Here is a 15,015-nt window from a genome sequence, read left to right on the forward strand (position 1 = left end):
AAACTCCGAGACCTGAGCCATCATTACGGACCGGATGTTTCCGGCGCGTGTCGTCGCGACAATGTATCGAGCCGAATTCCATTCGTTTCAATGGGCGCGATGACGCAGTGCGTCACGCCACGATGAGGCCACGTGTCACGCCGCAATGAGGCGTCGCCTCACGCTTGGATGCCGCACTCCGCCAGCAGTGCAGCATCAAAATCACGTGAAGGATCACTGGCATAAATCCCAGCGATCAGAAAAATTGATTGGCGCAACCCCTTGTGCCACGGTTACGTTCGGCTGGTCCAGCCAAGCGAAAAAGGCTGGCCATCGAGGAACATTTCCCATGCCACAGCGTAACGACACGGCCATATGGTCCGGCCTGTTCCGGATTTCTGCGGAATCCGGGCAGACCCTGCAGGCGCAGATCCGTCAGGCGATCGTCGCCGCCATCCTCGACCGGCAGATTGCCGCTTCGATGCCGCTTCCGTCCTGCCGCATCCTGGCCGAGAAACTCGGCGTCGCCCGCGGCACGGTGGTGCTGGCTTTCCAGCAGTTGGTCGACCAAGGGTTCCTGGTGGCACGCGAACGGCGCGGCCATTTCGTCAACCCGGACGTGCTGGCGACGCCGGCCAAGCCGCACCAGAAGGCGCCCGACCAGGCCAACGAGATCGACTGGAAGGCGCGCCGGCAGATCGCCGCCAGCGACATGCCGCCGCCGGCCAAGCACGACAATTGGATCAAGTCGTCCTACCCCTTCGTCTACGGCCAGTTCGACCCGGCGCTGTTCCCGACCGCCGAATGGCGCGAGTGCAACCGCATGGCGCTGGCCGTGCTCGAGATCCGCAACTGGGCCTCCGACATGGTCGACCGCGACGATCCGCTGCTGATCGAGCAGATCCAGGCGCGGCTGCTGCCGCGGCGCGGCATCTTCGCCAACCCGGATGAGATCATCGTGACGCTGGGCGCCCAGAACGCGCTCTACATGCTGGCTACGCTGCTGATGACCAAGGGCTCGAAGGTGGCGATGGAGGATCCCGGCTATCCCGACGCCCGCTCGATCTTCCGGCTGGCGGGCGCCGACATCCAGCCGGTCCCGGTCGACCAGTCCGGCATCGTCACCTCGTCCATCCCCAACGATTCCGGCTTTGTCTTCGTGACGCCCAGCCACCATTGCCCGACCATGGTGCCGCTGTCGGCGGAGCGGCGGCAGGACCTTCTGGCGCGCGCCAACCGCCACAACCAGATCATCATCGAGGACGGCTATGACAGCCAGCTTCTCGACGAAGCACCGCAGCAGGCGCTGAAGAGCCTCGATCGCTCAGGCCGCGTCGTCTATGTCGGCTCGATGTCGAAGACGCTGGCTCCCGGCCTTCGGCTTGGCTACATCGTGGCGTCGGCCGGGCTGATCGCCGAGCTACGCGCGTTGCGCCGCTTCATGCTTAGGCATCCGCCGGCCAACAACCAGCGCGCCGTCGCGCTGTTCCTGTCGCTCGGCCATCACGAGGCGCTGGTGCGGCGGCTGTCATCCGCCTTCGACGAGCGGCGCAAGCGTCTGGTCCATGCGATTTCCGCCTTCCTGCCGGAATGGCGCTCGACCGACTCGGCCGGCGGCACGTCGCTCTGGCTCGAAGGGCCGCGCGGCACCGATTCGCGCGGCCTGGCCGAGGCGGCTGCCTCGCGCAGCGTCATCATCGAACCCGGCGACCGCTTCTTCGACAGGACCGAAAAGCCGTCGCGTTTCATGCGCTTGGGCATTTCCTCGATCGCGCTGCAGCACATCGAGCCCGGTATTCGCGAGCTGGCGACGGCGGCAGGCCGCAGGCCGGCGGCAGCCTGACAGGCTGCTTGGAGCCAATTTACAACGGGGCCGGAAACGGCCCCGTTTTCTTTAGCGCCCTGGCATATGCGACGGGACCCGCTGGCTCATAGGCTGTGCCAATGCCGGCGGCATAGTCGATGCATAAAGGGGACGAAGCAGGCCGATGGTGGACCAACCACCGCCTCCTGCTTCGCAGCTAAAGGTGGAGTGCCTCCATGTCAGTGGCTCTTGAGAAGCAGGATGCGTCGACGGACCAACGTTCGCGGCGCTCTGGCGGGCGCGAAGCGCGCCGCGCGATGCGGGCGGCACCGCTTGCCGACGACATCAGACCGGTGCGCGCCGGCCTCGAAGGCGGCAGCTATGGACCGCTCGGCGAGAACGATCGCGAGCGCATTCATGAGGCGGTGCTGACGCTGCTGGAGACGGTCGGCTTCGCCAACGCCATTCCTTCCTGCATCGAAGCGCTGACCAAGGCCGGCGCCAGCTATGGCGATGACGGGCGTGTCCGCTTCCCGCGCGCGCTCGTGCTGGACACGGTCAAGAAGGCGGCACGGCATTTCACCCTGCACGGCCAGGACCCCAGGCACGACATGCTGATCAAGGGCAAGCGCGTGCACTACGGCACGGCCGGGGCCGCGGTGCACCTGGTCGATGTCGAAAAGCGCGAATACCGCGAGTCGCTGCTGCAGGACATTTATGACGCCGCCCGCATCGTCGAGGGACTCGACAACATCCACTTCTTCCAGCGGCCGATGGTGCCGCGCGACATTCCCGATCCGCTCGATATGGACTTCAACACGCTCTACGCCTGCGTGATGGGAACGTCCAAGCATGTCGGCACCTCGTTCACGGTGCGCGAGAACGTGCAGCCGGCTCTCGAGATGCTCTACGCGATCGCCGGTGGCGAGGAAAATTTCCGCGCCCGGCCGTTCGTGTCGAACTCGAACTGTTTTGTCGTGCCGCCGATGAAGTTCGCCGAGGACGCCTGCGGCGTGCTCGAAGCCTGCGTCGAGGGCGGCATTCCGATCCTGCTTTTGTCGGCCGGACAGGCCGGTGCCACTGCTCCGGCGGCGATTGCCGGCGCGGTGGTGCAAGCGGTGGCCGAAGTGCTTGCTGGCCTCGTCTATGTCAACGCCATCAAGCCCGGCCACCCGGCGATCTTCGGCACCTGGCCGTTCGTCTCCGATCTCAGGACCGGCGCCATGTCGGGCGGCTCGGCCGAGCAGGCGGTGCTGACCGCGGCCTGCGCGCAGATGGCGCAATTCTACGACCTGCCGGGCGGCTCGGCCGCCGGCATGACCGATTCGAAACTGCCCGACATCCAGTCCGGCTATGAAAAAGGCATCACCGATGTCATGGCCGGCCTTGCCGGGCTCAACCTCGTCTACGAATCGGCCGGCATGCATGCCTCGCTGCTCGGCTTCTGCCTGGAAAGCCTGATCATCGACAATGACATGCTGGGCCACTGCCTGCGCTGCGTGCGCGGCATCGAGGTGACCGACGAGGCGCTGTCGATCGACACCATCGCCGATGTCTGCCTGAAGGGACCGGGTCACTATCTCGGCAACGAGCAGACGCTCAGGCTGATGCAGACCGAATATTTCTATCCGGCCGTCGGCGACCGCTTTTCACCGAAGGAATGGAACGAGAAGGGCCGGCCCGACATATTGCAGCGGGCGATCATCGAGAAGAAGCGCGTGCTTGCCGAGCGCTTCCCGCGCCACGTGCCTAAGCTGGTCGACGACAAACTGCGCGCCCGCTTCGGCGAGATGATCAAGCTGCCGCGCGGAAGCATGTGCGGCTAGGACCGCTTTCAGATCATTCAGCGCTGAGTCCATAGCCCTCGACGACGTCGGCGCTGATCAGTTTTGCATGTAGCGTCATCAGCACGATCTGCGCATCGAAGCTGTCGCCGGTCTCAAGCGCCGCCTCGATCCGCCGCTCCGCCTCAAGCCTCGCTTCCCGTCCATTCGCCTGCTCGAACGTCTCCGCTCCGGCGATGCAGTAGCTGCACAGTTGTGCCACGGATGAATAGGCCTGCTCCGGCGGCTCGTCCGGCCAGCGATCCTGCATCAGATTGACGATGGTAAGCTTGACGCCCTCGGGCACCAGGGCAGGATGAAGATCGGCGCCGCGCAACGCGGCATCGAGTTGCCTCAGGTCGCCCGAGCGGCCGAACATGCCGAGGAATCCGAGAGAAGAGCGCCGTCTGGTCATGATGGTCCTGTTCCGCTTTCAGACAATATGGGCACCGCGCGCCGCTATTGCACATAGGGACGCATTGCCCGGATAGATTGGGAACCTATCTGGCGTAGCTGCAAACATGAGCCTGGCTTCGCCGACCATCGACGGGCAGGGCAATTCTGCGAGGAGACCCCACGATGAAGACCTATCACGGTAGCTGCCATTGCGGCGCGGTGCATTTCGAGGCCGATCTCGACCTCGCCGAGGGCATCCGCAAATGCAACTGCAGTTTCTGCTGGAAGCTCGGCTACAGGAAATCCTTCACGGCCTTCGAGGCGCTGCGCGTAACGGACGGCCGCGACCGGATGCGGGAATACAAGGCGAGCCCATCCAACTGGCCGGAAGGCGATATCAACCACTATATGTGCCCGAACTGCGGCGCGAATTTCTTCTCCCGCGGCTACCTCGATTTCATGGGCGGCAATTTCTGGGCGGTGAATGTCGCCTGCCTCGACGACGTCACCGAGGAGGAACTCGCCGCCGCACCGATCATCTACGAGGACGGCAAACGCAACCGGCAGGACCAGCCGCCCGAGATCACCGGATATTTGTGAGCGGTCCCGGACCAACCCAGGAGGCCCGTCGTCAGGCTTAGAGCGGTTCAGCTTTTGGTAGAATCGCCGACCCGCTCTAAGTATTTGTTTTTACGCAATTCCGGACGGAAAACCGCCGCGCACTTTTCCTGGAGTTACTCTAGATCAGGCGTAAATGGCGGCTTGATCAGATCAAGCCGCCATTTGTCGTCCGCGATGGGCCGCTCAGTGGTTGTCGCGCGGCACACCCCTGGTGTGCGCCACATCCTGGTATTTCACCGCCGGCTTCAGCACCATTCCGGCCGAGAACTGGTCGACCATGCCGCGCTGGATCTCCTGCCACGGCGTCTGGTGTTGCGGGTAGTGAAAGCCGCCATTGTTCTGCAGCGCCGCACGCCGCTGCGCGATCTCTTCGTCGCTGACGAGGATGTTGGCGGTGCCCTTGTTCAGGTCGATGCGGACACGGTCGCCGGTCTTGAGCAGCGCCAAGCCGCCGCCGATCGCCGCTTCCGGCGAAGCGTTGAGGATCGATGGCGAGCCCGACGTGCCCGACTGGCGGCCGTCGCCGATGCAGGCCAGCGCGTGGATGCCCTTCTTGATGAGATAGGCCGGCGGCTGCATGTTGACGACCTCGGCACCGCCCGGATAGCCGATCGGGCCGGCACCGCGCATGAACAGGATCGTGTGCTCGTCGATGCCTTGCGCCGGATCGTCGATGCGCGCGTGGTAATCCTCCGGTCCGTCGAAAACCATGGCGTTGCCCTCGAAGGCTTCCGGGTCCTTCGGATTGGACAGATAGCGCTCACGGAATTCCGGCGAGATGCCGCTGGTCTTCATGATCGCCGAATCGAACAGATTACCCTTGAGGTTGATGAAGCCGGCATTGGCCTTGAGCGGCTTGGCGACGGTGTGGATGACGTCGGCGTTCTCGTTGGCCACGCTGCGGCAATTGTCGCCGATCGACTTGCCATTGGCGGTCACGGCGTCGGGGTGCGGCAACAGTCCGGCCTTCAGCAGTTCGGCCACCACGGCCGGCACGCCGCCGGCATGGTGATAGTCCTCGCCGAGATATTCGCCCGTCGGCTGCAGATTGACGATCAGCGGCACATTGAGGCCGACCGTCTGCCAGTCGTCATTGTCGAGCGGCACGCCGAGATGGCGGGCGATGGCGTTGAGATGGATCGGCGCGTTGGTCGAGCCGCCGATGGCCGAATTGACGACGATGGCGTTCTCGAACGCCTGCCGCGTCATGATGTCGGACGGCTTCAAATCCTCATGCACCATCTCGACGATGCGCCTGCCCGTCTCGTAGGAAATCTGGCCGCGCTCGCGATAGGGCGCCGGAATGGCGGCCGAACCCGGCAACTGCATACCCAGCGCCTCGGCCAGCGAGTTCATGGTGGTGGCGGTGCCCATGGTGTTGCAATAGCCGGTGGACGGCGCCGAGGAGGCGACGATGTCCATGAACTCGTCATAGTCGATCTCGCCGGCCGACAGGCGCTGGCGCGACTCCCAGACGATGGTGCCGGAGCCGGTGCGCTTGCCCTTGTGCCAGCCATTGAGCATCGGGCCGACCGACAGCGCGATGGCCGGAATGTTGACGGTGGCCGCCGCCATCAGCATTGCGGGCGTGGTCTTGTCGCAGCCGATGGTGAGCACGACGCCGTCGAGCGGATAGCCGTACAGCACCTCGACCAGGCCGAGATAGGCAAGGTTGCGATCGAGTGCCGCGGTCGGGCGCTTGCCGGTCTCCTGGATCGGATGGCACGGGAATTCGAAGGGGATGCCGCCCATCGAGACGATGCCTTCGCGCACGCGCTTGGCCAGTTCGATATGGTGACGGTTGCAAGGCGACAGATCCGACCCGGTCTGAGCGATGCCGATCAGCGGCTTGCCCGACATCAGCTCGGCCCGCGTCAGGCCGTAATTCAGGTAGCGCTCCAGGTACAGCGCCGTCATGCCGGGGTTATCAGGGTTGTCGAACCACTCCTGCGAGCGAAATTTCTTCTTATCTGTGGGGGCGCCGGCCATCATGGTCTCCATATTTGTAGGACAAATCGATATGGCAACGCGCGGAAGCAGGCAAGAGGCATGCGCGATCCGAACCAACACTTTGGTGCGATAGACACAACGGCGCCCCTGCGCTAGGGCTTCGGGCCAATCTTTCCGGGAGGTTTTTGATGGCTTTGGTGATCGAAGGCGAGGAACGCATCGCCGCACCCCTGCAAAAAGTGTGGGAAGCGCTGAACGACCCCGAGATACTGAAGGACACCATCCCCGGCTGCCAGAGCCTCGAAATGAAGTCGGCCACCGAGATGGCGGCGACCGTGGTGCTGAAGATCGGGCCGATCAAGGCGACGTTCAACGGCGAAGTGATGCTGAAAAACCTCAAGCCGCCGCATTCCTACACGATCCAGGGCGAGGGCAAGGGCGGCATCGCCGGCTTCGCCAAGGGCGGCGCCGACGTGACGCTGACTGCCGATGGGCCGGACACGACGGTGCTCAAATACGCTGCCAAGGCCGATGTCGGCGGCAAGATCGCCCAGCTCGGCAGCCGGCTGATCGAATCGACCTCGAAGAAGCTGGCCGGGCAGTTCTTCTCGAGCTTCGGCGAGAAGGTGGGCGGCTGAGCCGCGCCCGCCTTACTCGAACACGATGCTTGGCACCGCAGCCTCGGCAGCGCCGCGCTCCTCATTGACCCTGTCCCAGACCTTCGCCGCGATATCCCGATAGATCTTCGCCTCGGCGCCCTCCGGCTTCGACACCACCACCGGCGTGCCGGCATCCGAGCTTTCGCGGATACCCATTTCGAGCGGCACTTCGCCGAGGAAGGTGACGCCGAGGCGTTCGGCCTCGCGGCGGGCGCCGCCATGGCCGAAAATGTCGTAGCGCTTGCCGGTGTCGGGAGCGAGGAAGTAGCTCATGTTCTCGACGATGCCGAGCAGCGGCACGTCGACCTTCCTGAACATGTTGAGGCCTTTGCGCGCGTCGATCAGCGCCAGGTCCTGCGGCGTCGAGACGATGACGGCGCCGGCCAGCGGCACCTGTTGGGCCATGGTCAGCTGGGCGTCGCCGGTACCGGGCGGCATGTCGACGACGAGCACATCGAGCGCACCCCACTCGACCTCGCGCAGCATCTGCGTCAGCGCCGACATCACCATCGGGCCGCGCCAGATCATCGGCGTCTCCTCGTCGACGAGGAAGCCCATTGACATCACCTTGAGGCCGTAATTCTCCATAGGCTTCAGGATCTTGCCGTCGACGGTCTGCGGCCGGCCATGAATGTTGAGCAGCCGCGGCATGGACGGGCCGTAAATGTCGGCATCGAGCACACCGACCTTCAAACCATTGGCGGCAAGCCCAAGCGCCAGGTTGACGGCGGTGGTCGACTTGCCGACGCCGCCCTTGCCGGAAGCAACCGCGATGATCGCCTCGATGCCGGGCACGCCGCGCTTGCCATGGCTGTGCGAGGCCGGTGCCTGCGGCGCGGGCCGCGCGGGTGCTGCCGGCGGTGCCGGCCGTGGTGCGGGACGCGGCGGAACCGGAGCCTCCATGCCGCCGCCCTTCTTCTCAGCCGTCAGCGCGACGATGGCGCCGGCAACGCCGGGGATCGCCTTGACCACCCGCTCGGCGGCGGCGCGCAGCGGCTCCATCTCCTGCGCACGGGCGGCGGGAACGGTGATCGAGAAGAACACCTTGCCATCGGCGATGAAAATCTCGGAAACCATGCCGAGGTCGACGATGTTGCCGGTGAAGTCCGGCCCGTTGACCGTCTTCAGGCGCTCGATGACGATTTCCTTGGTAACGGACATCAGGTCTTCCTTATGCAAGCTTGCGCCTGAGATAATGCAGTTTCCGGGCAGAACCAAGCCGTGGAGCAATAGCCGGCCTGGTGTGCCTCGAAAAACGACCGGGGCTGTCGGATTTGCCTGATCGATGGTCGCCAACCATCCGCTGCGACCTATCTCAATGACCAGCATGAGCACGATATCAAGGGAAGGTGACGATCATGCTCGCAAACAGCAATGCGACGGCCAATCTGGCGGTGAAAAACCTGGCGAAGGCAAAGGCCTTTTATGAAGGCACGCTGGGCCTCAAGCAGGTGGACGATATGGGCGACGAACTGGTCGTCTACAAAAGCGGCGACACCGTCATCAACGTCTATCATTCCGAGTTCGCCGGAACCAACAAGGCGACGGCCGTGACCTGGACGGTTGGCGACGAGATCGGCAATGTCGTCAAGTCGCTGAAATCGAAGGGTGTCGCTTTCGAGCACTACGAGATGCCCGGCCTGACGCTCGAGGGCGATATCCATGTCGGCTACGGCATGAAGGTCGCCTGGTTCAAGGACCCGGAAGGCAACATCCTGAACCTGGTCGACAAATAGGCAGCTAGGCGGCGCGGGCATGATCTGGCGCAGCTGCCTTGCGCCGGTTAGCTTGCGCCGATGATCGACAAGCTGGAATTCTTCATCGCGCTGGCCAAGGAGGAGCATTTCGGCCGGGCCGCGGAAGTGTGCGGCGTGACGCAACCGACGCTTTCGGCCGGGATCAAACAGCTGGAAGGCCAGCTCGGCGTGATGCTGGTGCTGCGCGGCTCGCGCTTCCAGGGGCTGACACCGGAAGGTAAGCAGGTGCTGGTGTGGGCACGACGCATCGTCGGCGACAGCCGCGCCATGCGCGAGGAAATGCGGGCGGCGCGGCATGGCCTTTCCGGCAGCATCCGCATCGCCGCCATCCCGACGGCACTTGCCATGGTGGCGCGGCTGACGACGCCGTTTCGCGAGAAACACCCGGGCGTCACCTTCTCGGTGCTGTCGCGAACCTCGATCGAGGTGCTGTCGCTGCTCGGCAATTTCGACATCGATGCCGGCATTACCTATCTCGACAACGAGCCGCTGGGGCGGGTGATCAGCGTGCCGCTCTATGACGAGCGCTATCAACTGATAACGGCGGTCGGAAACCCCTATTCCGACCGCGACAAAGTGACATGGGCGGAAATCAGCCGGTTGCCGCTCTGCCTTTTGACGCCGGATATGCAAAACCGCCGCATCATCGACCAGCATCTGGCGGAGGCCGGCGTGCAGGTGCGGCCGACGCTCGAATCCAACTCGATGATCGTCTTGTTTTCGCATATCCACACCGGCAAATGGTCGTCGATCATGCCGCTCAACCTTGCGGAAACATTCGGCTTTTCCGAGCCGATCCGGGCCATTCCGATCGTCGAGCCTGATGCCAGCCATACCGTCGGGCTGGTGGCGACGCCGCGCGAGCCGCACACGCCGCTGGTGCAGGCGCTTCTGGACGAGGCGATGGCGCTGGCGGACGATTTCCACACCCGCCGCTGAGCTAGACAGTGCTGGCTGAGTGAGCTTGATAGAAAATTTCTATCAAGCAACGGATCAGCTTTATTGATTTCAGGGGTTTCCTCTGATTTTGTAAAGACTTAGCGATAAAAGCTATCGACCAGGGAGGGCGCTGCATGACGATGCAGCCTGCAAGTACCGAGATCGCATCGCGCACGGCGGCGATCGTCCAGGAGTTGAAGGACCTCGAAGGTCCGCTGCTGCCGATCCTCCACGGCATCCAGGAAGAGTTCGGCCATGTGCCGCACGACGCGCTGCCGGTCATTGCCGATGGGCTGAACCTCTCCAGGGCCGAAGTGCACGGCGTCGTCACCTTCTATCATGATTTCCGCGCCAAGCCGGCCGGCCGGCACGTGCTCAAGCTCTGCCAGGCGGAAGCCTGCCAGTCGATGGGTTCGGATGCCGTCGCCGCCAAGATCAAGCAATTGCTCGGCATCGATTTTCACGAGACCACCCACGACGGATCGGTTACACTGGAACCGGTCTATTGCCTCGGGCTTTGCGCCTGTTCGCCGTCGGCAATGCTGGACGGCGAGGTGATCGGGCGGCTCGATGACGAGAAGATCGAAGAGATCGTCGCGGAGGTACGCTCATGATCCCGCGCATCCACATTCCTGGTGACTCCGGCGCTCTGGCGCTCGGCGCCGAGAAGGTCGCAAAGACGATCGCCAAGGAATTGGCCGAACGCGGCATCGAGGCCAAGATCGTGCGCAATGGTTCGCGCGGCGCCTATTTCCTCGAACCGATGGTCGAAGTGGCGACCGCCAATGGCCGCGTCGCCTATGGACCGGTCAAGCCTTCCGACGTGAAGAGCCTGTTCGACAGCGGCTTCCTCACCGGCGGCCCCCACAAGCGCTGGCTGGGCGCGCCGGACAAGATTCCGTTCCTGGCCAAGCAGACCAGGTTGACATTCGCGCGCTGCGGCATCAACGACCCGCTGTCGCTCGATGCCTACAAGTCGCTCGGCGGGCTGAAGGGCCTGCAGAACGCGGTGGCCATGGCGCCGGCCGACATCGTCAAGCAGGTCACCGAATCCGGCCTGCGCGGCCGCGGCGGCGCCGGCTTCCCGACCGGTATCAAGTGGAAGACGGTGCTCGATACCGCTGGTGAGCGCAAATACATCGTCTGCAACGCCGACGAAGGCGACAGCGCCACTTTCGCCGACCGCATGATCATGGAGGGCGACCCCTTCGTGCTGATCGAAGGCATGGCGATCGCCGGCATCGCCACCGGCGCGACCAAGGGCTTTGTCTATATCCGCTCGGAATATCCGCATGCGGTGGCGACGATGAACCGGGCTGTCGAGGTCGCCCGCAAGGCAGGCGTGCTCGGCACCAATGTGATGGGTTCGCCCAACGCCTTCGACATGGAAATCCGCGTCGGCGCCGGCGCCTATGTCTGCGGCGAGGAAACCTCGCTGCTGAACAGCCTGGAAGGCAAGCGCGGCGTGGTTCGCGCCAAGCCGCCGCTGCCTGCGATTCAAGGCTTGTTCGGCAAGCCGACGGTGATCAACAACGTCATCTCGCTGGCCTCGGTGCCGATCATCATGGACAAGGGTGCCGCCTTCTACAAGGATTACGGCATGGGCCGCTCGCGTGGCACGATCCCGATCCAGATCGCCGGCAACGTCAAGCATGGCGGCCTGTTCGAGGCGGCCTTCGGCATGACGCTCGGCGAGATCGTCGACGATATCGGCGGCGGTACCGCCACGGGCCGGCCGGTGAAGGCGGTGCAGGTCGGCGGACCGCTCGGCGCTTACTTCCCGCGCGCTTTGTTCGACACGCCGTTCGATTACGAAGCCTTCGCCGCCAAGGACGGGCTGATCGGCCATGCCGGCATCACCGTGTTCGACGACACCGCCGACATGCTGAAGCAGGCGCGCTTCGCCATGGAGTTCTGCGCCATCGAAAGCTGCGGCAAGTGTACGCCCTGCCGCATCGGCTCGACACGTGGCGTCGAGACCATCGACAGGCTCGCTGCCGGCATCGAGCCGGAGAAGAACCTCGCTCTGGTCACCGACCTCTGCAACACGATGAAGTTCGGATCGCTGTGCGCGCTGGGCGGCTTCACGCCTTATCCAGTGATGAGCTCGATCACCCATTTCCCCGAAGATTTCAAGCCGGCGCCGGCGCGCGTGGCGGCTGAATAGGAGCTGGCAGATGAACATCAAGGCCGACTTCCCATCGCTCATCGAAGAGATCGATTTCGGAACCCCGCAATCCATTGCGGAAAAGCAGGTCACGCTGACCGTCGATGGCCGCAGCATCACCGTGCCGGAAGGCACGTCGATCATGCGGGCGGCGATGGAAGGCGGGGTCGAGATACCGAAGCTCTGCGCCACCGACATGCTGGACTCGTTCGGGTCGTGCCGCGTCTGCCTCGTCGAGATCGAGGGCCGCGGCGGCACGCCGGCGTCCTGCACGACGCCGGTTGGCGAAGGCATGGTGGTCAACACGCAGTCCGAACGGCTCGACGCCATTCGCCGCGGCGTCATGGAACTCTACCTTTCCGACCATCCGACCGGCTGGAACGAGAAGGCCGGCACCGGCGCCAGCGAGTTCGACGTTGTGGCGAAGTCGGTCGGCCTGACCGAGAACCGCTTCGGCGTCGAAGGCCGCAACCACGTCAAGGAAAACGGCGTCGCGCCCGGCCACGGCTCGCTGGCTGTCGACTACATCGCCCGCGATGAATCCAACCCCTATTTCACTTATGATCCGGCGCAATGCATCGTCTGCTCGCGCTGCGTGCGGGCTTGCGAGGAGGTGCAGGGCACCTTCGCGCTGACCATCGAGGGCCGCGGTTTCGAATCGCGCATGGTCGCCGGCATGCACGAGGATTTCATCGCCTCCGAATGCGTGTCCTGCGGCGCCTGCGTGCAGGCCTGCCCGACCGACGCGCTGCGCGAGAAAACGGTGCTTGAGAAGGGCATGCCGGAGCGCTCGGCCGTCACCACCTGCGCCTATTGCGGCGTCGGCTGTTCGTTCAAGGCCGAAGTGAAGGGCGACGAGGTCATTCGCATGATGCCCTACAAGGAGGGCAAGGCGAACCACGGCCATTCCTGCGTGAAGGGCCGTTTCGCCTATGGCTACGCCACCCATAAGGACCGCATCCTGTCGCCGATGATCCGGGAAAAGATCTCCGACCCCTGGCGCGAAGTGAGCTGGGAAGAGGCTGTTGCCTATACGGCCAAGGAATTCCGCCGCATTCAGTACCAGTACGGACGCACCGCGATCGGCGGCATCACCTCCTCGCGCTGCACGAACGAGGAGACCTATCTCGTCCAGAAGCTGGTGCGGCAAGGCTTCCGCAACAACAATGTCGACACCTGCGCGCGCGTCTGCCATTCGCCGACCGGCTACGGCCTCGGCCAGACCTACGGCACTTCGGCCGGCACGCAGGATTTCGACTCGGTCGATTTCACCGACGTCGCCGTCGTCATCGGCGCCAATCCGGCATCGGCCCATCCGGTGTTCGCCTCGCGGCTGAAGAAGCGGCTGCGCCAGGGCGCCAAGCTGATCGTGCTCGATCCACGCCGCACCGAGATGGTCAAGTCGGCCCATATCGAAGCGGCCTATCACCTGCCGCTGAAGCCTGGCACCAATGTGGCCGTGCTGACGGCGCTGGCGCATGTCATCGTCACCGAAGGTCTCTTCGACGAAGCCTTCATCCGCGAACGCTGCGACTGGGCGGAATTCCAGGACTGGGCATCTTTCGTCGCCTTGCCGGAAAACAGCCCCGAAACCGTCGGCAAATTGTCCGGCGTCGATCCCGAGTTGATCCGCGGCGCGGCGCGTCTTTACGCCACCGGCGGCAATGGCGCGATCTATTACGGCCTCGGCGTGACGGAACACAGCCAGGGTTCAACCACGGTGATGGCGATCGCCAACCTGGCCATGGCCACCGGCAATATCGGCCGTCCGGGCGTCGGCGTGAACCCGCTGCGCGGCCAGAACAACGTGCAGGGCTCATGCGACATGGGCTCCTTCCCGCACGAACTGCCCGGCTATCGCCATATCTCCGGCGAGGCCGTGCGCGACATCTATGAGAGCCTGTGGGGCGTGAAGCTCGACGACGAGCCGGGCCTGCGCATCCCCAACATGCTGGATGCCGCCGTCGACGGCTCCTTCAAGGGCATCTACATCCAGGGCGAGGACATCCTGCAGTCCGATCCTGATACCAAGCACGTCGCCGCCGGCCTTGCCGCGATGGAGTGCGTCGTCGTGCACGACCTCTTCCTCAACGAGACGGCGAATTACGCGCATGTGTTCCTGCCAGGCTCAACCTTCCTCGAGAAAGACGGCACCTTCACCAATGCCGAGCGCCGCATCAACATGGTGCGCAAGGTCATCGAGCCGAAGGCGCGCTACGCCGATTGGGAGGCGACGCAGGAGCTTGCCCGCGCGATCGGGCTGGACTGGAACTACCGGCATCCCTCCGAGATCATGGACGAGATCGCCAAGACGACGCCGAGCTTCGCCAACGTCTCCTTCGATTTGCTCGACCGTGTCGGGTCGGTGCAGTGGCCCTGCAACGAGAAGGCGCCGCTCGGCACCCCGATCATGCATGTCGACGGTTTCGTGCGCGGCAAGGGCAAGTTTATTCGCACCGAATATGTGGCGACGGACGAAAGAACCGGTCCGCGTTTCCCGCTGCTGCTGACCACCGGGCGGATTCTGTCGCAGTACAATGTCGGCGCGCAGACCAGGCGCACCGAAAATGTGATGTGGCATGCCGAAGACCTATTGGAGATCCATCCGCACGATGCCGAGAACCGCGGAATTCGCGAAGGCGACTGGGTGCGGTTGGCGAGCCGTTCCGGCGAGACGACGCTGCGCGCGTTGATCACCGACCGCGTCTCGCCTGGCGTGGTCTACACGACCTTCCACCATCCGGACACGCAGGCGAATGTGATCACCACCGACTTCTCGGACTGGGCGACCAACTGTCCGGAATACAAGGTCACCGCCGTGCAGGTGGCGCCGTCCAACGGCCCGACCGAGTGGCAGAGGGATTATAACGAGCAGGCGCGCCAGAGCCGCCGCATCGCTCCGCTGGAAGCGGCGGAGTAA

At 64.1% G+C, this 15,015-nt stretch carries 12 protein-coding genes; 9 read left to right on the forward strand and 3 right to left on the reverse strand.

The window, feature by feature from the left end:
• Window positions 1-328: 328 nt before the first annotated feature.
• Together pdxR and AC1RUK_RS24840 are read left to right on the forward strand one after the other, a co-directional pair.
• Complete coding sequence (gene pdxR, locus AC1RUK_RS24835; RefSeq protein ID WP_404275162.1) at window positions 329-1,822, forward strand: MocR-like pyridoxine biosynthesis transcription factor PdxR; 1,494 nt, start codon at window positions 329-331, stop codon at window positions 1,820-1,822.
• Between the two features lie 197 nt (window positions 1,823-2,019).
• Window positions 2,020-3,609 (forward strand): trimethylamine methyltransferase family protein, encoded by a 1,590-nt coding sequence (locus AC1RUK_RS24840; protein ID WP_481838540.1) that lies wholly within the window; start codon window positions 2,020-2,022, stop codon window positions 3,607-3,609.
• Between the two features lie 13 nt (window positions 3,610-3,622).
• Here AC1RUK_RS24840 and AC1RUK_RS24845 read toward each other — a convergent pair whose 3' ends face one another.
• Window positions 3,623-4,021: a hypothetical protein gene (locus tag AC1RUK_RS24845; RefSeq protein ID WP_481838539.1), complete on the reverse strand. Its 399-nt coding sequence runs from the start codon at window positions 4,019-4,021 to the stop codon at window positions 3,623-3,625.
• Between the two features lie 164 nt (window positions 4,022-4,185).
• Between AC1RUK_RS24845 and AC1RUK_RS24850 the strand changes: the two genes are divergently transcribed.
• Entirely contained in the window at window positions 4,186-4,602 is a 417-nt protein-coding gene (locus tag AC1RUK_RS24850; protein ID WP_436170594.1) for a GFA family protein, read from the forward strand.
• Between the two features lie 204 nt (window positions 4,603-4,806).
• Here the strand turns inward: AC1RUK_RS24850 and AC1RUK_RS24855 are convergent, their stop codons facing one another.
• Window positions 4,807-6,612, reverse strand: a complete 1,806-nt coding sequence (locus AC1RUK_RS24855; RefSeq protein ID WP_436171854.1) for an IlvD/Edd family dehydratase — start codon at window positions 6,610-6,612, stop codon at window positions 4,807-4,809.
• Between the two features lie 149 nt (window positions 6,613-6,761).
• Here AC1RUK_RS24855 and AC1RUK_RS24860 point away from each other — a divergent pair, with 149 nt between their 5' ends.
• Window positions 6,762-7,211: an SRPBCC family protein gene (locus tag AC1RUK_RS24860; RefSeq protein WP_481838538.1), complete on the forward strand. Its 450-nt coding sequence runs from the start codon at window positions 6,762-6,764 to the stop codon at window positions 7,209-7,211.
• A 12-nt stretch (window positions 7,212-7,223) separates the two neighbouring features.
• Here the strand turns inward: AC1RUK_RS24860 and AC1RUK_RS24865 are convergent, their stop codons facing one another.
• On the reverse strand, window positions 7,224-8,393 hold the full coding sequence (locus AC1RUK_RS24865; RefSeq protein WP_481838537.1) for an Mrp/NBP35 family ATP-binding protein: 1,170 nt from the start codon (window positions 8,391-8,393) through the stop codon (window positions 7,224-7,226).
• 197 nt (window positions 8,394-8,590) lie between these two features.
• On the opposite strand from AC1RUK_RS24865, the gene AC1RUK_RS24870 reads away from it, so the two are divergent.
• The 5 genes from AC1RUK_RS24870 to fdhF all read left to right on the forward strand — a co-directional run bounded on the left by AC1RUK_RS24870 (window position 8,591) and on the right by fdhF (window position 15,015).
• A complete protein-coding gene (locus AC1RUK_RS24870) occupies window positions 8,591-8,968 on the forward strand; it encodes a VOC family protein (RefSeq protein ID WP_481838536.1) in 378 nt (125 codons plus the stop codon).
• Between the two features lie 60 nt (window positions 8,969-9,028).
• A complete protein-coding gene (locus AC1RUK_RS24875; protein ID WP_481838535.1) occupies window positions 9,029-9,928 on the forward strand; it encodes a LysR family transcriptional regulator in 900 nt (299 codons plus the stop codon).
• Between the two features lie 134 nt (window positions 9,929-10,062).
• Complete coding sequence (locus AC1RUK_RS24880; protein WP_481838534.1) at window positions 10,063-10,542, forward strand: formate dehydrogenase subunit gamma; 480 nt, start codon at window positions 10,063-10,065, stop codon at window positions 10,540-10,542.
• On the forward strand, window positions 10,539-12,095 hold the full coding sequence (locus AC1RUK_RS24885; RefSeq protein ID WP_481838533.1) for a formate dehydrogenase beta subunit: 1,557 nt from the start codon (window positions 10,539-10,541) through the stop codon (window positions 12,093-12,095). Before AC1RUK_RS24880 ends, AC1RUK_RS24885 begins: the two co-directional genes overlap by 4 nt.
• A 10-nt stretch (window positions 12,096-12,105) precedes the next feature.
• Entirely contained in the window at window positions 12,106-15,015 is a 2,910-nt protein-coding gene (gene fdhF / locus AC1RUK_RS24890; protein WP_481838532.1) for a formate dehydrogenase subunit alpha, read from the forward strand.

The sequence above is a fragment of the Mesorhizobium monacense genome, assembly GCF_056781675.1.

Coding starts and splice junctions, on each gene's coding strand:
- AC1RUK_RS24865 (WP_481838537.1), bottom strand. CDS start 8,393: ATGTCCGTTACCAAGGAAATCGTCATCGAGCGCCTGAAGACGGTCAAC.
- fdhF (WP_481838532.1), top strand. CDS start 12,106: ATGAACATCAAGGCCGACTTCCCATCGCTCATCGAAGAGATCGATTTC.
- AC1RUK_RS24870 (WP_481838536.1), top strand. CDS start 8,591: ATGCTCGCAAACAGCAATGCGACGGCCAATCTGGCGGTGAAAAACCTG.
- AC1RUK_RS24880 (WP_481838534.1), top strand. CDS start 10,063: ATGACGATGCAGCCTGCAAGTACCGAGATCGCATCGCGCACGGCGGCG.
- AC1RUK_RS24855 (WP_436171854.1), bottom strand. CDS start 6,612: ATGGCCGGCGCCCCCACAGATAAGAAGAAATTTCGCTCGCAGGAGTGG.
- pdxR (WP_404275162.1), top strand. CDS start 329: ATGCCACAGCGTAACGACACGGCCATATGGTCCGGCCTGTTCCGGATT.
- AC1RUK_RS24875 (WP_481838535.1), top strand. CDS start 9,029: ATGATCGACAAGCTGGAATTCTTCATCGCGCTGGCCAAGGAGGAGCAT.
- AC1RUK_RS24860 (WP_481838538.1), top strand. CDS start 6,762: ATGGCTTTGGTGATCGAAGGCGAGGAACGCATCGCCGCACCCCTGCAA.
- AC1RUK_RS24885 (WP_481838533.1), top strand. CDS start 10,539: ATGATCCCGCGCATCCACATTCCTGGTGACTCCGGCGCTCTGGCGCTC.
- AC1RUK_RS24845 (WP_481838539.1), bottom strand. CDS start 4,021: ATGACCAGACGGCGCTCTTCTCTCGGATTCCTCGGCATGTTCGGCCGC.
- AC1RUK_RS24840 (WP_481838540.1), top strand. CDS start 2,020: ATGTCAGTGGCTCTTGAGAAGCAGGATGCGTCGACGGACCAACGTTCG.
- AC1RUK_RS24850 (WP_436170594.1), top strand. CDS start 4,186: ATGAAGACCTATCACGGTAGCTGCCATTGCGGCGCGGTGCATTTCGAG.